Origin of the sequence: Burkholderia sp. AU38729, assembly GCF_020419725.1 — a bacterium.
Classification (GTDB): Bacteria; Pseudomonadota; Gammaproteobacteria; order Burkholderiales; family Burkholderiaceae; genus Burkholderia.
In genome coordinates, this window is the sequence record NZ_JAIZQO010000001.1 from 1,059,025 (window position 1) to 1,077,877 (window position 18,853).

Annotated in this window: 23 protein-coding genes and 1 riboswitch; of the genes, 10 read left to right on the forward strand and 13 right to left on the reverse strand. The window is 66.6% G+C overall.

What is annotated here, in order from left to right; all coding sequences use genetic code 11:
• Window positions 1-10 precede the first annotated feature (10 nt).
• The 7 genes from LGM56_RS04670 to LGM56_RS04700 form a co-directional block, all read right to left on the reverse strand.
• Complete coding sequence (locus tag LGM56_RS04670) at window positions 11-1,036, reverse strand: alpha/beta hydrolase (protein WP_226203112.1); 1,026 nt, start codon at window positions 1,034-1,036, stop codon at window positions 11-13.
• Window positions 1,037-1,065: 29 nt separating this feature from the next.
• Entirely contained in the window at window positions 1,066-1,638 is a 573-nt protein-coding gene (locus LGM56_RS04675; RefSeq protein WP_089496862.1) for a TetR/AcrR family transcriptional regulator, read from the reverse strand.
• A 95-nt stretch (window positions 1,639-1,733) separates the two neighbouring features.
• On the reverse strand, window positions 1,734-2,579 hold the full coding sequence (locus LGM56_RS04680) for a GNAT family N-acetyltransferase (RefSeq protein WP_226203114.1): 846 nt from the start codon (window positions 2,577-2,579) through the stop codon (window positions 1,734-1,736).
• 114 nt (window positions 2,580-2,693) lie between these two features.
• Window positions 2,694-3,263 carry a YdeI/OmpD-associated family protein gene (locus LGM56_RS04685; RefSeq protein ID WP_089496864.1) on the reverse strand — a complete coding sequence of 190 codons (570 nt, stop codon included), beginning with the start codon at window positions 3,261-3,263 and terminating at the stop codon, window positions 2,694-2,696.
• Between the two features lie 236 nt (window positions 3,264-3,499).
• The gene (locus LGM56_RS04690; RefSeq protein WP_226203116.1) at window positions 3,500-5,428 is read right to left on the reverse strand and encodes a TonB-dependent receptor domain-containing protein; all 1,929 of its coding nucleotides are present in this window, start codon (window positions 5,426-5,428) and stop codon (window positions 3,500-3,502) included.
• A gap of 83 nt (window positions 5,429-5,511) precedes the next feature.
• The gene (locus LGM56_RS04695; protein WP_226203118.1) at window positions 5,512-5,688 is read right to left on the reverse strand and encodes a hypothetical protein; all 177 of its coding nucleotides are present in this window, start codon (window positions 5,686-5,688) and stop codon (window positions 5,512-5,514) included.
• 88 nt (window positions 5,689-5,776) lie between these two features.
• Window positions 5,777-5,970, reverse strand: a riboswitch (cobalamin riboswitch).
• A gap of 89 nt (window positions 5,971-6,059) precedes the next feature.
• Window positions 6,060-7,118, reverse strand: a complete 1,059-nt coding sequence (locus LGM56_RS04700; RefSeq protein ID WP_226203120.1) for an AraC family transcriptional regulator — start codon at window positions 7,116-7,118, stop codon at window positions 6,060-6,062.
• A 167-nt stretch (window positions 7,119-7,285) separates the two neighbouring features.
• Here LGM56_RS04700 and LGM56_RS04705 point away from each other — a divergent pair, with 167 nt between their 5' ends.
• The 5 genes from LGM56_RS04705 to LGM56_RS04725 are packed head-to-tail and all read left to right on the forward strand — an operon-like array spanning window position 7,286 to window position 11,031.
• The gene (locus tag LGM56_RS04705) at window positions 7,286-7,630 is read left to right on the forward strand and encodes a hypothetical protein (protein ID WP_226203122.1); all 345 of its coding nucleotides are present in this window, start codon (window positions 7,286-7,288) and stop codon (window positions 7,628-7,630) included.
• Window positions 7,620-8,252 (forward strand): Dabb family protein, encoded by a 633-nt coding sequence (locus LGM56_RS04710; RefSeq protein ID WP_226203124.1) that lies wholly within the window; start codon window positions 7,620-7,622, stop codon window positions 8,250-8,252. The genes LGM56_RS04705 and LGM56_RS04710 overlap by 11 nt, the downstream gene beginning before the upstream one ends.
• A 49-nt stretch (window positions 8,253-8,301) precedes the next feature.
• A complete protein-coding gene (locus LGM56_RS04715) occupies window positions 8,302-9,294 on the forward strand; it encodes an NADP-dependent oxidoreductase (RefSeq protein WP_226203126.1) in 993 nt (330 codons plus the stop codon).
• Between the two features lie 31 nt (window positions 9,295-9,325).
• On the forward strand, window positions 9,326-10,201 hold the full coding sequence (locus LGM56_RS04720; protein WP_089496870.1) for an SDR family NAD(P)-dependent oxidoreductase: 876 nt from the start codon (window positions 9,326-9,328) through the stop codon (window positions 10,199-10,201).
• Window positions 10,202-10,206: 5 nt separating this feature from the next.
• Entirely contained in the window at window positions 10,207-11,031 is an 825-nt protein-coding gene (locus LGM56_RS04725) for an SDR family NAD(P)-dependent oxidoreductase (protein WP_226203128.1), read from the forward strand.
• Window positions 11,032-11,065: 34 nt separating this feature from the next.
• Here LGM56_RS04725 and LGM56_RS04730 read toward each other — a convergent pair whose 3' ends face one another.
• The 4 genes from LGM56_RS04730 to LGM56_RS04745 all read right to left on the reverse strand — a co-directional run bounded on the left by LGM56_RS04730 (window position 11,066) and on the right by LGM56_RS04745 (window position 13,674).
• Window positions 11,066-11,314: a hypothetical protein gene (locus LGM56_RS04730; protein WP_089496872.1), complete on the reverse strand. Its 249-nt coding sequence runs from the start codon at window positions 11,312-11,314 to the stop codon at window positions 11,066-11,068.
• 117 nt (window positions 11,315-11,431) lie between these two features.
• On the reverse strand, window positions 11,432-12,406 hold the full coding sequence (locus LGM56_RS04735) for a threo-3-hydroxy-L-aspartate ammonia-lyase (protein ID WP_226203130.1): 975 nt from the start codon (window positions 12,404-12,406) through the stop codon (window positions 11,432-11,434).
• Between the two features lie 61 nt (window positions 12,407-12,467).
• Window positions 12,468-13,106: a transcriptional regulator gene (locus LGM56_RS04740; protein ID WP_089496874.1), complete on the reverse strand. Its 639-nt coding sequence runs from the start codon at window positions 13,104-13,106 to the stop codon at window positions 12,468-12,470.
• Between the two features lie 64 nt (window positions 13,107-13,170).
• The gene (locus LGM56_RS04745; protein ID WP_089432741.1) at window positions 13,171-13,674 is read right to left on the reverse strand and encodes a YbaK/prolyl-tRNA synthetase associated domain-containing protein; all 504 of its coding nucleotides are present in this window, start codon (window positions 13,672-13,674) and stop codon (window positions 13,171-13,173) included.
• A gap of 483 nt (window positions 13,675-14,157) precedes the next feature.
• Between LGM56_RS04745 and LGM56_RS04750 the strand changes: the two genes are divergently transcribed.
• The 4 genes from LGM56_RS04750 to LGM56_RS04765 all read left to right on the forward strand — a co-directional run bounded on the left by LGM56_RS04750 (window position 14,158) and on the right by LGM56_RS04765 (window position 16,616).
• Window positions 14,158-14,778: a TetR/AcrR family transcriptional regulator gene (locus LGM56_RS04750; RefSeq protein WP_179254892.1), complete on the forward strand. Its 621-nt coding sequence runs from the start codon at window positions 14,158-14,160 to the stop codon at window positions 14,776-14,778.
• Window positions 14,779-14,833: 55 nt separating this feature from the next.
• Window positions 14,834-15,742, forward strand: coding sequence for an alpha/beta hydrolase (locus LGM56_RS04755; RefSeq protein ID WP_226203132.1), 909 nt, complete (start codon window positions 14,834-14,836; stop codon window positions 15,740-15,742).
• A 64-nt stretch (window positions 15,743-15,806) separates the two neighbouring features.
• Complete coding sequence (locus LGM56_RS04760; protein ID WP_089496876.1) at window positions 15,807-16,196, forward strand: lysozyme inhibitor LprI family protein; 390 nt, start codon at window positions 15,807-15,809, stop codon at window positions 16,194-16,196.
• Window positions 16,197-16,250: 54 nt separating this feature from the next.
• Entirely contained in the window at window positions 16,251-16,616 is a 366-nt protein-coding gene (locus LGM56_RS04765) for a hypothetical protein (protein ID WP_226203134.1), read from the forward strand.
• Between the two features lie 210 nt (window positions 16,617-16,826).
• Here the strand turns inward: LGM56_RS04765 and LGM56_RS04770 are convergent, their stop codons facing one another.
• Window positions 16,827-17,543, reverse strand: a complete 717-nt coding sequence (locus LGM56_RS04770) for an EthD domain-containing protein (RefSeq protein ID WP_226203136.1) — start codon at window positions 17,541-17,543, stop codon at window positions 16,827-16,829.
• A gap of 51 nt (window positions 17,544-17,594) precedes the next feature.
• Window positions 17,595-18,107: a nuclear transport factor 2 family protein gene (locus LGM56_RS04775; protein ID WP_089496879.1), complete on the reverse strand. Its 513-nt coding sequence runs from the start codon at window positions 18,105-18,107 to the stop codon at window positions 17,595-17,597.
• A 212-nt stretch (window positions 18,108-18,319) separates the two neighbouring features.
• Between LGM56_RS04775 and LGM56_RS04780 the strand changes: the two genes are divergently transcribed.
• On the forward strand, window positions 18,320-18,817 hold the full coding sequence (locus LGM56_RS04780) for a nuclear transport factor 2 family protein (RefSeq protein WP_226203138.1): 498 nt from the start codon (window positions 18,320-18,322) through the stop codon (window positions 18,815-18,817).
• Window positions 18,818-18,853 lie beyond the last annotated feature (36 nt).

Here is an 18,853-nt window from a genome sequence, read left to right on the forward strand (position 1 = left end):
CGTTGCCCGTTCATCGGTCGATGCTCGGCGGATTCAATTCAAACTCCGATGCCGGCAAATGCGCATGCACGAAACGCGCGATCTCCTCGCTCAGTTCCCTGTCCTCGGGCGCGCCCATGAACCCGCCATGCGGCATCCCTTCGAAAACGTGAAGCTCGGTCGGCACCCGCGCGCGCCGCAACGCGCGATGCAGGCGCACCGCGTTCGACAGGAACAGGTCGCGCGTGCCGCTCTGGATGAAGGTCGGCGGGAAACCGGCGGAGAAATCGCCGAACAGCGGCGACAGATACGGATGCGCGAGATCCGCGCCGTTCGCGTAGAGCAGGTTGTTCGGCATCAGCGACGCCGGCAGCACGACATCGACGAGGCGATGGGTTTCGAAACTGTCGCCGGATTCGGTCAGGTCGACTTCCGGCGACAGCAGCACCAGCGCGGCCGGCAGCGGCAAGCCTTCGTCGCGGGCGCGCAGCACCATCGCGGCGGCGAGGTTGCCGCCCGCCGAGCGTCCGCCGATGACGATATTTTCCGGTGCGTAGCGCTCCAGCACATACGCATAGGTCGCGATGCAATCGTCGAGCGCGGCCGGATACGGATGCTCGGGCGGCAGGCGATAGTCGACGCCGTAGCACCGAATGCCGAGCCGGTCGGCTTGCATCTGCGCGCCGGCGCGGCACGCGGCGCCGCCACCGAGCACCAGCGCGCCGCCGTGCAGTTCGATGTACGCGCATTCGCCGGACGCCGCAGCTTCGGGCGTGGCGACATGCACGTCCGCCGCGCCGGCCCGGATCGTCTCCACGCTCGAACGCAGATAGCCGCCGAACTGCTCGATGGCCGCCGCGTAGTGCGCGTCGGCGGCTGCCTTCACACGCATCCATGCATCGAAATCGTCCGGCGGCGGCATCACGTGCAGCGCGTTCAGCGGCACGCCGTCGCTGCCGACCAGTCGTTCCAACGCGGTTCGCGCTTCGTCGCTGATCGACGTCGGGAAGGGGACGACGCGGCTCGGCAGGGCGACGCCGTCGGGTTTGTCTTTCATCGATTCGGTTCCGTTGGACGTTGGGCGAGTCATGTGGCAGCAGGCCAGTGGCGCAGCATCACGTCCAGCGCATCGAGACTGCGCGACCACGACACGTCGGAAGCCGGTGCGCTGTGCGCGAAACCGCCCGCGCTTTCGAGCGTGACATAGCCCATGAAAAAGCCGCCGAGCAGGCGGATCGCATGCGCCTGCTCGGCTTCCGGAATGGCGTAGCTGCGCAGCACGGCCGAGGTCATCCTGACGAGCTGGCCACCCGCGCTTTCGGCGGCGCGTTCGGCGCTGACCGGGTGGCGCGCGGCAGCGAAGCGACCGGGGTGCTCGCGGGCGTAGTCGCGATAGACGTTGGCGAGCGCGGTGAGCGCGTCCTTGGCGGTGCGGCCGGCCAAGGCGTCGGTCGCGCGATCGGCGAGCTCCTTCAGCGCGAAGAGTGCGATGCGGCTCTTGAGGTCGTCGAAGCTCGGGATGTGGGAGTACAGGCTGGCCAGTTTGACGTCGAAGTGACGCGCGAGCGCCGCACCGGTCAGGTGCTCGAAGCCGGTTTCATCGGCGAGTTGCGCGCCGGCTTCGACGAGTTTGTCCAGGGTGATGCCGGCGCGTGCCATGGCGGATGCTACTCGAATTAGTCAAAAACCTAATTCTATTAGTTTTGATGGCGATGTCAATTTCCCGAATTCGCCCACCGCCATGTCCGTGACGATCACCCCAGCTCGAACGACGTCACCCCGAACACGCGATCGATCGCAATCGCCGGCGCGTCTTTCGTGTACATCCGAGCGGTTTCGAACACGCTCGTCATGCCGTGCCGCTCGGCCAGCGCGACGGCCGCAGGATTCGTTTCCGGCACGTCGAGCACGATGACCTCGCCGGGCATGCGCGCCGCCAGCGCGCGAAACAGCCCGGTGGCGACGCCCGCGTCGTCGGCGAAAAGCGGGCCGATCTTGCAGCCCGTCCTGCAACGGCGCACGACACCGTAACCGGCGACACGGCCGGCGTCCATCGTCGCGAGCGCAACGGCATCCGGCTGCGCGATCCAGGCGGAGACGAAACGCTCGCGCGCCACGGGAAAGCACTGGCGATCGTAGGCAAGCAACTGCTCGAAGGGTACGTCGGCCGCTGCCGCCACGTGCGCGCACCCGATGCCGTCCACGCGCCCCTCGTAGCGGATGTTGCGGTACGCAAGCGCGAATCCGGACTTCCCGTAGTTCGCTTGCTGGGCCACGACACCATCGAGCCCGATGTTACGGTCTCCGAGGTAACGCATGCCGTGCTGCCAGGTTCGGATGCCGAAGCCTTTGCCGCGAAACCCGGGTTTCACGATATAGAGGCCGATGAAGCCGAAGCGCTCGTCGTAGGCAACTGCAGAAATGCACGCGACCGGCTCGCCGCGCCATACGCCGACGAAGAACCCGGCAGGGTCCGTTTCCCTGAAACAGGCAGGATCGTGCAGGCCGGGGTTCCAGCCTTCTGCAGCCGCCCATTCGACCGCCATGGCGACCTCGTCGGCCGACATGGTGCGCACGATGAAGTCTCCGCCTTGGTCCATGGTTCACCCCCAGTCGCTGCGGTCACGATTGCGCGTTGCGTTACCGGCTGCCGAGCCGAAGCCGCAGTGAAGGGCGAGTTGCCCCATTTCGCGCCATTCCCGTCGGCGAAAAATCTATGGATGGATGGTTTCGCCGCGATTCAGCATGTCGATGAATTCCCCGATTTTGCGCGCCCGTGTTTCCGGCTTCTTGGCATGCTGTATCCGATACAGGATGGCATAACGGTTACGGCTGTTCAGTGTCGCGAAAAACGTGCGGGCTTCCGGATTGGCGTCCAAAGCCGCCAGCAGGTCGTCCGGCACGGCCGAGTTGCTGGGCGACGTATAGGCAGCCTGCCAGCGGCCATCCTTTCTGGCCTTCTCGATTTCGCACAAGCCGGGCGGGCGCATTCTGCCTGCGGCGATCAGCGCTTCCGCCCGGTCCGTGTTGAGTTTGGACCAGATGCTTCTTGCGGAGCGCGGGGTGAAGCGTTGCAACCAGTATTGCTCGCTCTCGGCCCGTTTTTGACCGTCGATCCAGCCATAGCAGAGGGCGCTTTCCAATGCCTGTTCGTAGGTGAGGGTTCGCCGCCCGGTCCCTTTTTTCGCGAGGCGCAACCATGTTCCGGCCGACGTGCTGCCGTTTTGCCCCAACCAGTTTTCCCATTCGATCTGACTGGTGAATGTCAGGGCGCATTCGGTCATGTCGCTGTCCTGAATGGTGAGTACATGGGCGGGGAAGGTGTCCGCAGTCTAACAGTGTTGATACGGACAGCAACGTGCGCAGTGCGACGAAAGACCGACGGCTCGTCAGCCGTCAGTCTGTCGCTTGGTTTGAGGGCGGCATCACCCGTTTCAGGCATCCGGAGGCGCAGGCATCGGATGCGCCCTTTCAAATGGGAGGCTTCGCCAGCTATCCGGCCGAAGCCTCCCCATCCCGGTCAGAACGTGTAGCTGACCTTCCCGAACGCCGTCCGCCCGAGCGTGTTGTACCCATACGCGGTCATGTACTGGCGGTCGAACAGGTTCGACACCGTCGCCGACACGGTCAGGTGCGAATTGATCCGGTACGAAGCACGCAGGCCCACCGTCAGATACGACGGCAGATAGGTCGAGTTGGCCGGATCGTCGAACGTCGTGCCGCCATAAAGCAGCGACGCCCCCGTGCTCAACGCATGCAGGTGCAGTTCATCCCACGTGTGATCGATGTTGAGGCCGACCGTCTGGCGCGGCCGGCGGTTGAGCCACGAGTCGTTGGTCTCGTCCTGCGGATTCAGGATCCCGACCGCGAGGCTCACCGGCGTCGAGCGGCCGATCGTCCCCTTGTACGACAGGTCGATACCGCGAATATGCGCGCGGCCGATGTTGATCGGCGAGAACGTCGCCGGGTTGTACGCGATCAGGTTGCTGACGCGCGTATCGTAGATCGCGGCCGTGAACGTGCCGTACGACGTGTTCGCATCGACCGCGGCCTCGACCGACGTGCTGCGTTCCGGGCTGAGGTTCGGATTGCCGTAGCCGGGGTAGTACAGGTCGTTGAACGACGGCAGCTTGAACGCATTGCCGTACGACACGCGCGCCGTGTACACCGGCGTGATCGCCCACGACAGCGCCGCGTTACCCGTGTTCACCGACTGCCCGGCGATGATTTCATGACGCCCCGCGAGGAACATCGTCACGCTGCCGAGCGTCGCCGATTGATGCAGCGAGAACGCGGAATCGTTGCGCGTCGGCACGCCGTTCGGAATGTCGACCGGCAGGAATGCCTGCTCGCGCGTGAAGTCGTAGGCGAGCTTGGTTTCGCCCGACAGCGGCAGCCCGAACAGATGGAATCCGCGCGCCTGATGCGTCAGCGACGTCGACGTGCTGATGCGCTGCGAATTGATCTGGTCGGTCGGGATGGTCGGATCGCTCGCGTAGATGAACCCGCGATCGTTCGCATAACCGAACGACTGATCGAACTGCGTGTCCGGCGTGATATCGAGGTGGAACGCGAGACCGGTCGTCAGCTGATGATCGAGCTGGCGGTTCGCATAGCCGCGGTTGTCGTAGGACAGGTCGGACCGGTGATACAGCGCGAACGTCGAGATCGACCAGTTGTCGCGCGCGTAGCCGAGGCGCGCATCGAGATCCTGCGCGTGGTACGGGTTGCGGCCCGCCTCGTGCCCGTACGCGAAGGGCCGCGTCGCGTCGATGCCGGCCGTGTTGTACGAGTGCAGGCCGAGCGAGTAGGTGAGCCCGCCGAGCGCGGCGAGCGGCCCGGTCGACGGCACCGTGCCCGACGTGCGCAGTTGCGTGTCGAACGTCTTGTTCGACCCGCCGCCGAACGACACGGTGGTCTGGTTCGGCTGGTTGGCCGCGCGGCGCGTGAAGAGCTGCACGACGCCGCCCATCGCATTGGCGCCGAACGACGCGGCGGCCGGCCCCGAGATCACTTCGACGCGTTCGAACGATTCGGTCGGCAGGTCCGCCCATGGCGCGATGCCGATGGTCGGCGAGCCGATCCGGATGCCGTCGATGAACACGGCGACCTGGCTGGCCGACGAGCCGCGGATGCTGACCGACGCGGACGAGCCGGGCCCGCCGTTCTGCGAGACGGTCACGCCGGGCAGCGTCGCGAGCGCCTGCGTGATGCTCGGGTCGCTCGGCGACAGCCGGTCGAGATCGGTGCGCGTGAGCACCTGGGTCGTCGCATAGCGCTGGTCGAACGACTCGGGCAGCCGGCGTGTGTCGGTCACATTGATCGTCGCCAGGTCGGCGCCTTCGGCGGCCGGGGCCGGTTGCGCAACCGCGGTGTCGCCGGCTGCGTGGGCGAGCGGCGAGAGGAGCGCGGTCGCGGCGGACGTGGCAAGGAGGTGTCGAATCTTCATGAGGCTGTCGTTGTGGTCGGGCTGCGCATGCGTCGATCGGGGGAGCGCGGCGGGCAGCGCCGGTTTTGTTATCGGTGATCGGGCTATCGCGCGACCGGGCCGAGCGGGCCGGCCAGGTCGTTATCGCGGGCGTCGGCGCGGCACATGCCGGCGGACGCGATCGACAGGGAACGGCGCGCGCGAGCCGGCGGGCCGTGCATGCCGGCGGTGTGCCGGCGCGACGCTTCCGGTGAGGAAGCGGATGCGGTAACAGTGGACATCGGGCGGATCCTGAGGTCGGGCCGTCCATGCAACGGGCACCGCCAAAGGCGGTGCTGGCGCATCGGGACACCCCGCCCGGTGCGGCTGCTTGGACCTCGGGTCGATGGCAGGTCTCCTGGCTCGCGGGTCCTGATTCGTGCCGGCCTTCCCGGTTTCCCAGTGGCATGCAGTGGCACGGATTCGCCGCTCACAGTTGCGGGGGCAGCCGCAGATTCGAGGCACTGCCTCGCCTGCGTTCCCTTTTGATCCCATCCCTGGGAACCATCAGCGCGCAAGGGTAATGGCGTGCGCGCCGGCGCGTCAATTGTCGGGTAGCCCCCGGATGCGAAAAAACGTCATCGACGCGCCAAAACTTTCGAAATCCTGTCTTTCATGCGTCGACGGCGCGTTTCATGTCTGACGAAATGGCGTGGTTCGCTGCCATGTAATCGCGCCGGTACCGGCTCGGTGCGACACCCGTCCACCTGACGAACGCGCGGCGGAAGGCTTCCTCGCCGCCGAACCCGAGATGCGCGGCGATCCGCGCGACCGGCCAGTCCGACTCGCGCAGGCAGCGTTGCGCGGCCTCGGCGAGACACTGCTCCCGCAGCACTTGATAACCGCTGCCTTCGGCCACCAGCCGCCGCCGCAACGTCGCCTCGCTCACGCTGAGCCACGCGGCCAGCTCGGCGAGTGCCGGCAACGCCTGCTCGTGCGCGAGCGCCGCGTCGAGAAAACCGCGCACCTGCTGCGCCCACGACACGACGGCCGGCGCCGCATCGATCAGGCGAAACGGAAAATCGACGAGAAACGCGTCGAGCTCGGCCGGCTGCCGCACCACGCGGCACGCGAGCCGCGCCGCATCGAATGCGAAGCCGTAGCTCTTGCGGCCGACCTCGACCGGCGCATTGAACAGCCCGAGCAGCGGCATCGCGTCGTCGCGGCGCGGATGGCCGAGCCATACGTCGGTCGGCCGCAGCGGCTGCCCGATCAGCCAGCCGAACAGTTGCAGATAGCAGAGCAACCCCGTCAGGTCGACGAGGCACGCGGCCGGGCTGCGTGTGCGGCGCAGCGAATCCATCCGGAACGTCGCGCGCCCGTCGCGCACGGTGAGCGACAACGCGCCGGCGCGCGGGGTCAGCATCTCGCCGAATTCGCGCGCACAGCGGATCGCGTCGGCCAGCGTCGCGCAGCTCAGCAGGCAGCGGCACATCAGGTCGACTTCGCGCTTGCGCATCGGCGGATGGCCGTCGCCGCGTGCGACCTGCGCCTCGAGGCGTTCGATCGCGTCGCGGTACAGCGCGATGAAATCGCCCGGCGTCGCTGCCGGTGGCGGCGGCTGCGCATCGCGGTCGGCCGGTGGCGCGCCGCTGCGCGTGAGTTCGCTCAGCAGGCGCGCGCCGAGGCCCGGCAGGACGCGGCCGCGGGCCGGGATGGCGCGCTGTTTCATGAGTTTCCCGATCTGATCGTTGCGACAGGGGGCGGTGAGCGGGCCGGTAGGGGTCTGTGAATCGTCACCACGCAAGAATGCTATCCACGCCGACCGCCTTCGGCCTCGCCGGAACGGCGTAGGCCGGCTGCGCATCCCTGTCACGAACGACCACGGACGACACGCGAATGATCCAGATCGTAGACGAAATCACGCTCGCGCCCGAGCGCATTCCCGACGTGCTTGCACTGCTGCGCGACCGTTACCTGCCGGGCCACGCGGCGCGCGGGCTGACGGCGGCCGGCCGCTGGGTATCGCCGCCCGTCGCGGTGCCGGGGCAGCCGAGCACGCTATGGCTGACCTGGCACGTGGCCGACGCGCCGGCCTACTACCGGATGCGCGCGCTGACGGATGCCGACGTGGTCGGATTCTGGATGGCGGTCGACGCGCTGTGCGACGTGCGCCGCCGCCATGTGATGACGGACGCCGATGCGCCGCTGCCTGCACTCACGGAGGCCGATCATGCGGCATGACACGGCACAGGTATTCGTGTCCGCGGATTGCGATGCGGGCGCGATCGAGCCTGCATTGCGCGAAGCCGCGCACGCGCTGGTCGGCACGAAACGCGTGGCATTGGCACGCAATCTGGACGGCAGCTGGGGGGCGGGCGACTACACGCTCGACGTGCTGCGCGCCGATTCGGCAGCCGGCGGCACGGCGGATTTTGTGGCGCTGGCTCAGCTGCCTGGTATCGAGCGCATCGACGGCGCCGAATGCCGCGTGATCGGCGGCGGCCTGCGCGAACCGGCGCTGCGCGACGGCGTATGGCGCACGCTGATGCTGCGCGTGCGGCCGCAGGCCAGCACAGCGCGGATCGCCGCGCTCGAACGCGAACTGCTGCGGATGCCCGCGTTCATGCCCGGCATCCGCAACTGGCGCCTGAGCCGGATCGAGACGCCCGGTGCATGGACGCACGTGTGGCAGCAGGAATTCGCGCACGTCGGCGATCTGCTCGGCGAATACCTGATGCATCCGTATCACTGGGGCTGGGTCGACCGCCGGTTCGACGCCGAAAGCCCCGACTGGACGGTCGATGCGATCTCGCATGCGTTCTGTCCGCTCGCGTCGAGCCTGCTGGCGGATACGGTGGCGTGACGCGCAGCCCACATCGAGCTGACATCGAACCAACCCTGGAGACACGAAGATGCGAGCCCTGTTGATCGACCGCGTCGGTCATTCCGACACCTTGCGCATGGCTGACGTGCCGGCCCCGACGCCGGGCCCCGGCGACGTGCTGATCCGCGTGGCCTACGCGGGCATCAATCCCGCCGACTGGAAATGCCGCGAAGGCTACCTCGGCGCCTTCATGCAATACACGTTTCCGTTCGTGATCGGCTTCGACGCGGCGGGCGTGGTCGAAGCGGTCGGCGACGGCGTCGACGGTTTCGCGCCCGGCATGCGCGTGTTCGCGCAGACCGACGTCGGCGCGGGGCGCTGGGGTGCGTTTGCGGAATACGTCGCGGTGCGTCACGACTCGGTCGTGCGCGTGCCCGATGCGGTGAGCCTGGCGGAAGCCGCCACGGTGCCGACGCCCGCGCTCGCCGCATGGGCCGGCCTGTTCGACGACGGCGGGCTGAAGGCGGGCCAGACCGTGCTGGTGCACGGCGGCGCGGGCGCGGTCGGCACGTTCGCGATCCAGCTGGCCGTGCAGGCCGGCGCGCGCGTCGCGGCAACGTGTTCGGCGCGCAACCGCGAGACGGTCGAATCGCTGGGCGCGGCGGCGAGCATCGACTATCGCGCGCAGGACATCGCCGCGGCGCTGCGCGCCTTGGCGCCCGGCGGCGTCGACCTCGTGCTCGACGCGGTCGGCGGCGACACGCTGCCCAATGCGCTCGACCTGCTGGCGCCGGGCGGCACGCTGGTGAACATCATGACGCTCGGGGTCGGCGATGCGGAGCGGCTTGCCGCGACGGCAGCCGTTGCCGCACGACGCGGCTTGCGCACCGCGACGACCTACAGCCGGATGCCGAGCGGCGGCACGCTCGGCCGGATCGCGGCGCAACTGGACACGCGCGCGCTGCGCGTGCCGCGCTTCGACCGTTTCCCGCTCGAACAGGCGGCCCGCGCGCTCGATCTCGTTCAAACGGGCGAGGCGAAAACGAAGCTGGTGCTTCATGTTGCGGATATCGCCCGCTGAGCGGCCCGCACGCACATCACAGGAGACAACGATGACCGAGACCCGAACCGGCGTACTGGCCGGCAAGTGCGCGCTCGTGACGGGCGCCAGCCGTGGCATTGGCCGTGCGATCGCGCAGCGCCTCGCATCCGAAGGCGCGACCGTCGTCGTGACGGCGCGCAGCCTCACGCAATCGGCGACGACCGCCGGCACGCTTGCCGAAACGGTTGCGCTGATCGAGGCCGCCGGCGGCCGCGCCATCGCGCTGGCGGCCGACCTGTCGAACGCAGCCGAGCGCGATGCGCTCGTCGGGCGCGCGGCGCAAGCCGCCGGCGGCCTCGACATCCTCGTCAACAACGCGGGCGTGGCCGACTACGCGTGCGTCGACGCGATGCCGATGACGATGTTCGACACGACGATCGAACACTATCTGCGGATTCCGTTCGCGCTGGCGCAGGCCGCGATCCCGCTGATGCGCGCCCGCGGCGCCGGCTGGATCGTCAACGTCGGCTCGGTGACGGCGCTGCCGCCGCTGCGGCCGTTCGACGATTTCTCGCGCGCGGGCGGCGCGACCGTCTATGCGGCGGCGAAGGCGGCGCTGTCGCGCTTCACGCAGGGGCTCGCGGCCGAACTCGAAGCCGACGGAATCGCGGTGAATCTGGTCGCGCCGAGCACGGCGATCCGCACGCCGGGCGCCGCGCGCTACATCCCCGAAGGCTATCCGACCGAGGATGTCGCGTATCTCGCCGAGACCGCGCTCGCGCTGTGCCGCCTGCCGGCGCGCGAACGCACGGGCCTCGTCACGCACAGCCTGCATTTCCCGCTCGCACAGCAACTCGCGGTGCGCTCGCTCGACGGCCGCACGGTGCTGCCGCCGCCGGTGATTCCCGCGTATGCGCATCCCCACATCGACCCGACAGGACTTTGATTGACATGACGAACTCGATTCGCTTCGACGGCGGCACCGCCGTGATCACCGGCGCGGCCAGCGGCATCGGCAGCGGGCTCGCACGCCACGCCGCCGGGCTCGGCATGCGCGTCGTGCTGGCCGATCTCGACCCGGCGAAGCTCGACGCATTCGCCGCGACGCTCGACACCGACGTCCTGTGCGTGCCGACCGACGTCAGCCGGCCGGAAGCCGTCGACGCGCTGGCGGAAGCGGCGTGGCAGCGCTTCGGCGGCGTCGATCTGCTGTTCAACAACGCGGGCGTAATGGCGACCGGTTTCAGCTGGGAAATCACGCCGGAACGCTTCGAGCGCAGCTTCGCGATCAACGTGCACGGCGTGCTGAACGGCATCCGCAGCTTCGTGCCGCGGATGCTCGAGCGCAACCTGCCGGCGCGCGTCGTGAATACCGCGTCGGTCGGCGGGTTCCTGCCGAGCCCGCTGATGTCGCCTTATTCGGCGACGAAATTCGCGGTGGTCGCGCTGACGGAATCGCTGTATGGAGAACTGAAGATGTTGGGCGCACCGGTCGGCGTGTCGTTGCTTGCGCCGGGCCCCGTGCAGTCGGGCATCTTCAACGACCCGTTCGGCGCGGTGCACGACCGGCCCGAGGTGCGCGGCTTCGTCGACACGATGCGCGCGATGCTGAACGCGCACGGGCTCACGCCCGACGCGTTCGCCGCGCGGGTGTTCGACGGCATACGTGCAGGGCGCTACTGGCTGATTCCGCAACCGGAGACGATCGACGGCGCGCTGCAGCGGCGTACCGACGACATCCTCGCGTCACGCGATCCGTCGCTGCCTGCGTTCTGAGGGCCGGACACGGCACCGCGCCCGGCGCGTGCCGTCACATGCGCATGCCGGAGTGCGAACGGCCGCTCGGGTCGCCGCCGCGATCGGGCGGCGTATTGTTCTGATCGATCTTCGCGAGCACGAAGCCGGCGTGCGGCAACGCGCCGGGCGAGCGGTGCGTCGCTTGCGCGACGGCGTCGTGCGGCGACGCGGCGGGGAAACCGGATGACGTCACGCCCGGTTGAGCGAACGCCGAAAGGGAAGCAGCCGTCAGGGCGGCGGCGACGATCGCGTGCGATTTCATGGTGGCTCCTTCACGACTGACTGCGGGACAACATCATCAGTCTAGGGCGCGAAACTTAACGCGACGTGAAGGAGCGATGCGGCGCGTATGACGGAATATTCATGCGCGCCGCGACGTTCATGCCGGCGTCGACACCAGCGCGCAGAAGTTCTCGAGATCGACGTTGCCGCCGCTGATCACCACACCCACGCGCTTGCCCTGCAGCGCGTCCTTCATCCGTCGCACCGCGGCGAGCGACAGGCAGCCGGTCGGCTCGACCACCATCTTCATACGCGTGGCGAAGAAGCGCATGCAGTCGATCAGTTCCGCGTCCGTCGCGGTCAGGATGTCGTCGACGTCGCGCCGGATGATCGGGAACGTCAGGTTGCCGAGGTGCTGCGTCTGCGCCCCGTCGGCGATCGTGCGCGGCGTGTCGATATGCACGATCGCGCCGGACCGGAACGATTGCTGGCCGTCGTTGCCGGCTTCCGGCTCGACGCCGTACAGCGTCGCGTGCGGCGACAGCGCGCGCGTGGCGAGCGCGGTGCCCGACAGCAGGCCGCCGCCGCCGAGCGGCGTGAATACCGCATCGAGCGGGCCGACTTCGTCGAACAGTTCCTTGGCCGCCGTGCCCTGGCCGGCGATCACGTCAGGGTGGTCGTAGGGCGGGATCAGCGTGAGCCCATGCTGTGCCGCGAGATCGCGCCCGATCTGTTCGCGATCCTCGGTGTAGCGGTCGTAGGTCACGACCTTGCCGCCGTAGCCGCGCGTCGCGGCCATCTTCGCGGCCGGCGCATCCTGCGGCATCACGATCGTCGCGGGAATGCCGAGCATGCGCGCCGACAGCGCGATCGCCTGCGCATGGTTGCCGGACGAGAACGCGACGACGCCGTTGCGGCGTTGCACCGCGTCGAAGCGCGACAGCGCGTTGAACGCACCGCGAAACTTGAATGCGCCCATGCGCTGCAGGTTCTCGCACTTGAAGAACACGTGCGCGCCGAGCGCTTCGTCGATCGTCCGCGACGTCATCACCGGCGTGCGGTGCGCATGGCCTTCGAGCCGGGCCGCGGCGGCGGCAACGTCGTCGTAGGTGGGGAGAGTCGGAGCGTTCATGGGTGGTCCGGTGGTCGTAGGAATCGGTCAGCGGGAAAGCGGCGCGGGTATCGCGCCTGCGTCATTTCGCATCGTTGTAGACGGTCGCGCGCGAGACGCCGAGATGTTGCGACACGATCTCCATCGCGCGGCGCACCTCGAGGAAACCGTCGGCCTTCAGCGTCTGCATCAGCTCGCGGCGCTGGTCGGTCTTCAGTTCGCGCGGTGTCGTCGCGAGGCGCATCGCGAATGCGTCGATGCGTTGGCGGATCGCGTCCGCGCCGGCCGGATCGAGCGTTTCCGCGACGGCTTCGCCGTCCGTGCTGCAGAACTGGTTCAGCATGCCCTGGAAGCCGCGGAACAGCGTGACGTCGGCATTCAGGCACAGCGCGGCCACATAGCGGCCGGTCGAATCCTTGATGCCGATCGACGTGCTTTTCGCGGTGCGGCCGTCGGCGAAACGGTTCGGGTAGTTCGCGAGCACGGGCGGGAAATCGTCGTCCGCGATGCGGGCGAGGCCGAGCTCGGTCGCGGGATCGCCGACTGCGCGCCCCGACAGGTTGTTGTGGATGGCGAGGATCGCGTGCTTCGGCGTGCGCAGGTCGTGAACCACGACCTCGGTGAACGGCGCGAACATCGCGCCGAGCCCTTCGGCGATGCGCTGCACCTGTTCGATCAGCGACGCCTGTTCGGACTGCACGAGTTTCCGGGTGGTGTTCATGATGGTTTCGCGGTCAGGTTTCGGATCGAGGCGACGACTGCGGGGGGAAGGGGCAACCGGCGTGTTACTCGCCTTCCGCGGCTTCAGGCCGCGTGATGTCGGCGAGCAGCGGCTGCGCGATCCGCACGTAGTCGGCCGCGTCGAGCACGACGGAGCGATCGAGGCGGCCCGCGTTGAAAGCGATCTCGGTGTTGCGTTCGACCAGGGCGGGGTCGACGACGAGCGTCACGCTGGCATCGAACACGAACGGCGGCACCGCGCCCATCACGCAGCGCGTGACGGTGGCCGCGAGGTCGGGCGACGCGAGGGTGGCCTTGCGGCGGCCGACCGCATCGGCGACCTTGCGGAAATCGATCTTCAAATGGCCGGGAATCACCGCGAGCGCGGTGGTGTCGCCACCATCCTTGAACGTGCAGAGCATCGCCTTCGCGCCCTGTTCGGGGCGCGTGCCGCGCAGTGCGGCGATTGCGTCGGATTTCCCTTCGGCCGGATGCTCCAGCACACGGAACCGCGCGCCGGACGTGTTCAGCAGATCGCAAAGCGTGTCGAAAACGGGGTAGTCGCTCATGTCGCTCCGGGCAAACTGGGCCGGGGAATCGGGGACGCGCTCGGGTTCGAATGCTTCGGCGTGCCGGTCGATGGAGTGTCCAAGTATAGACGTTTTGTCATGGGCGTGGCAAAGGGACGGGAGAGCGGGGAGTCGAGGGCGTTCGGGCGCATCGACGAGAATGTGTCGCTCGACCCATTTTGTGACGGGTATCGAACAAGTCATGTGTAGGCTCGTCAATCGACATCGGTGCCTCTCCCCGGATTTCCAATCCTGCGTAGAATGTCGCCGTCGGGTTCGGCCTTTCGGTCTCTGCAGTGGAACCGGCACGACCCTGAGTCAGGCATCGATGTTTTGCAAAATCCGGTCGACCAACCTATATCACCACTCCCCGTGCATGGAGCGGATGCGGCGTGGTTGGTCTGCGACCGGGCATCAGCGGCGCTGGCGCGCCATCAGCACCATCGCCCCGGGCATGCGCTCACGGGGCTGCAGGAGGATTTCTTGAAGAGGGCGGCTCTCGATAACGGGCGCGTCTTGACCGAACGCGGCAAGCACGCTGTGAACAAGATTATGGTCAGTGCGATCGAGATCTTCGTGGACGAAGGTTACGGCGGGCTGACCATGAGGAAGGTCGCGGCAAAAGCCGGGTTGGCGCTGTCGAACCTGCAGCACTACTTTCCCACGCGCGAAGATATCTTCGAGGCCATCCTTGCCGTGACGCGGGAAGCGTACGCCAATACATACGACGGCGTGCGCGCGGACACGTCGCTGACGCCCGAGGGCCGTCTGGAGAAAGTGGTCCGACTGTTGCTCGAAGACGGAAAGCAGCCCAAGACCCAAAGCCTGTTCGTGAACTTCTGGGCACTCGCCCAAACGCAAGAGTTCGCGCGGAAGATGCTCGAGGAGGGGTATGAATTTCAACGCGGCGTGATCGCCGGGCTCATCGAAGCCGTGAACCCTGCGCTGCCACAAGCGGTGCGCATCCGGCGAGCGGCACTCGTGACGGCGCAGATCGAGGGGCTCATCGTGCTGATACCGCAAAGGAATCGGTTCCCGTCGGATATCAAGGGAATCGAGGACGATGCGGTGACGGCTATTCTGGCGTTGGCCAAGGCGCCGTGAGCTGCACCGTTGGAGCGATTGTCGGTAGCTCATTCCCAGGGGGCTTTTGCAAACCATGCAGACGGAAATCGAGGCGCCGGGGCCATCTGGCCCGCTGAAAGGCACGCTCTTGTCCCCGGACACCGGCGACATGCCGGTGGTGCTGATCGTGCCGGGCTCGGGCGCGACCGACAGAAATGGCGACGCGCCGAGCTGGCTTCAGGCGTCGACGTACCGGTTGCTCGCGGAAGGATTGTGCGAAGAAGGTATCGCGTCGGTACGAATCGACAAGCGCGGCATGTACGGCAGCGCGTCGGCGATACCGGATGCCAATGATGTCGTGATCGACGACTACGCGGCCGACGTCCATTCGTGGGTAGCCGCCATCCGCGCGCGGACAGGTGTTTCCAGCGTATGGGTGTTGGGGCACAGCGAGGGCGGTTTGGTGGCGTTGCTGGCGGCGCGGCAATCGGCCGACATTGCCGGCCTGATCCTGCTTGCCACGGCGGGGCGTCCGCTCGGGCCCGTATTGCGGCAGCAACTGCGGTCGAACCCTGCAAATGCGCCGATCCTGGACAACGCACTGTCGATCCTCGATTCTCTGGAAGCGGGGAATGGGGTAGACGCGACCGATATCGATCCGGCGCTCATGCAGGTGTTCAGGCCGCAAGTCCAGCGCTTCCTGATGAGCGAATTGACCATCGACCCGGCAGCACTGCTGGCCGATTACATGAAGCCCGTGCTGATCGTGCAGGGCGCGCGGGATATCCAGGTTCCCGTGCAGGACGCGGAACTGTTACAGCGAGCCAATCCGCAGGCCGAAATGGCGCTGATCGCCGACGCCAATCACGTTCTCAAGGCCGTCCGCACGGCGGATCTGCAAGAAAACCTCGCTGCTTATTCGAACCCGGATCTGCCACTGGCGGATGGTGTCGTGGAGGCTATTGCGGCGTTCGTGCACGCATCGCCAGCGAGTCGGCGCTAGTTCCGGAGTAAGACAGAAGCACGTTATTTCCGTTCGGTAACCGTCACGGAACAGAGGCTCCCAAATGAAGAGACGCACGCTATCGATGATCCTTTGCCTCGCTGCCGCCAGCTTCACTACGATGGCAAACTCACAAGCGCCCGTTTGTCACGACGACGGATCGGGTGCCGATAGTGCTGCTTGTGCGCATCAAGGTTTCGTTAGAGCTGACGCGCAGCTAAACGACGCTTACCGGGCCGCCCTTGATCTCTTGGGTTCCGACACCGAGCGGGCCGATGCGAGAGCTGCGTTGGTGGCGGCACAACGACAGTGGATCAAGTTCCGCGATGCTGACTGTCAGGTTCAGGATCGCATCTTTCAACATGGAACATTGCGTGCGGCGATCGTAGCGTCGTGTCTGACCAATCTGACGGAGCAACGAACGACAGAGCTGAAAAAACTTTGGCTGCCTTAGTTGAAGGACCGCATCGAGTTGCAGATTCGACCGGTCAACGCAAAAAGACGAACCATGACAAACCTCATTCGATTCCGCGTTCGGCCGGTATTTCACGGCAGCGATCTTCTGGTCGAGGTACTCGACGACCATCGCGCAGCGGATTTTCCAGACGTCGCCGCGATCCTGCAAGACGCACTGCATTCGGTCCAGGTTCCGCATCCGGATGGCCTTGACGAACCCGAGGTCGCCTTGTCCCAGGACCGTTACTTCAGCTATTGGACGTATGCCCGCGGCAACTACGAAATAGACGACGATATCTGGGGATTGTTCGTCACGGCGACGTTCGACAACGCGCACGTCGTCGCGGACGTCGAAAGCGCACTCCTGTCGATGGGGAAGTTCGTCAAGGAAGACGTGGATTTCAGCAGGTTCGAGTGAATTGAAGAGGGCCGGGAAAGCTGCGTAACCACGACGAACGGCGGCTCCCCGTGGCCAGCAGGGACCGTTCCAGGTCGATCAACGCCAACCGCGGAAATTCGCAAAGCAGCAAAAAGCAAGCCGGCGATGCGCACAAGCGCTCCACCGGCCCGTAACGTAAAACCGCAATCAATCCAGACGTAGGCGACCGCACAAAGCGATCCCCCGACCTCACCCCCGCACAGCCTTTACCACATACTGACTCGTCGGCACCACATCGATCTTGTCGAAATCGATGAAGCGCCCGCAGCTGTCCATCATCTCCGCCACGTTCCGCTGAAACTTCTCGTCATCGCCGACTGCATCGAAGAACGCATGCGGATCGCTCATCGCCGCAGCGGGGAAGCATTCCTCGACGATCGCGTCGTACCCCGGCGCCGCATGCGTGAGCGCGCGCACGACGACGTTCTGCACATACAGGAAATTGTCCTGCGTATCGATCGCGACGCGCGTGTGATGCCCGTGCCACACGTCTAGCCACGCTTCGTGCGTCAGCCGCGGCGGCCGCTTCAAAAACGCGAGCTGCGAAAAACCCATCGTCCGCTCGCCCGGCCGCGCCGGAAAGCGCGTATTCGGAATCGGCTGCGACTCGGTGACGAGATACGCCGCCATGTGCGGGACCACGGCGCGCACCGCGTCGTCGAACGGCTGACGGAACATCGCATTCGCGCTATCGACCCACACCGCGACGATTCCGTCGATGGCAGGGTGCGTGTTGGTCTGCTTCAAGCCGGCGGCCGGCGCGACATCCGCATCGGTGACGTTCACCTGCACGCCGTGCGCGCCGAGCGACAGCAGCTTGTCGGCGAGCTGAGCGCGCACCGTGCGGCTCCACTGATCGGGCGCGGCCTGCGTATCGCGCCACAACACGTAAATAATTTTCTCCATTGCTCCGGCTCCAGAAGGAAATGACAGGATCGGCGGCATCGCCGCCGGGATTCAGGAAGCGGCTTCTGTCGATCCGGCCGTCCGATGCGCATCCGGCGCGAACCGGTTCGCGGTCAGCGTGAACGACGGTGGAATCGGCGACGTGACGGTTTCGAACAGCCGCTCGTGGCGCGTCGCGTGAATGCGCCACACGCCATCGCGTTTCACGTACTGGTCGTCGTAGAACGCGGTGCCGTGCAGAAGGTAGTCATCCTCAAGATTGATTGCGTGATCCTCGAGAAACCACACGCCGCACGCGTGATCGGCCGACACCAGCGTGAGCTCGGGGTGATGGCCGTGATGCATCGTCAGGAAGGTCGGCTTGCCGATCAGCGCGCGCAGGCTCGACACGAATGCGTCGCGGCCATCGTACGCATAGCGGCCGCCATACAGCCGCGCCTCGCAGTCTTCGGTCAGGCAATCGGCGAGCAGTGCCCAATCGTGCGTGTCGACCGCGCGGAAATACCGGTACTTCAACTGTCGGATCTGCTCGTACTCGTGGAGCGTGCGGGTCGTGTCGTCCATCGCCGGGTCTCGTGGTGGTGTCGTTCGATAGTAGGAACGAAGCCGCCTGCATCACATCGTCTGTTCAGACGAACGCCGTAGACACGCGCCAACAGCGCGGCCGAAACGAATTGCGGATTTCATCCGAACGGGTGATGGCCGGCCCATCGCGCGGCGGTAACGTGGCATCGACGCGGCGTTCGAACCGCGCAGGCACCGAACAAGGAGACAGGATGACCCTCATCGAATCGCTGGAAGCGCGCGTGCGCCGGCTCGAGGACGCCGACGCAATCCGCCGGCTGAAGGCGCGCTACTTCACCTGTTGCGACCGCAAGGATCCGGAAGGGATGCGCGACTGCTTCGCGCCCGGCCCCGTGCAGATCGACTACGGCCGGATCGGCACGTTCGATACACGCGACGCGCTCGTCGACGTCTTCGCGCAACTGGGCTGCCATCCGCACATCGTCGAGATGCACCACGGCGTGAATCCCGAGATCGATGTGCTCGACGCGACGCATGCACGCGGCACGTGGGGCCTGCACTACCAGATGATCGACACGAATGCGCGCACGCTCACGCAGCTCGGCGCGTACTACGACGATGCATACCGGAAGGTCGACGGCGAATGGAAGATCGCGGGCACGCGCTGCGTCGTCACGTCGACGCTGTCGGCCCGCTACGAAGGCGACGCGCCGGGCGTGCTGTTCGCCGGCGCGCCGGCGGCCGCCTGACGCACGCGAACGCCATCCACGTGGCGCCCAGCACAT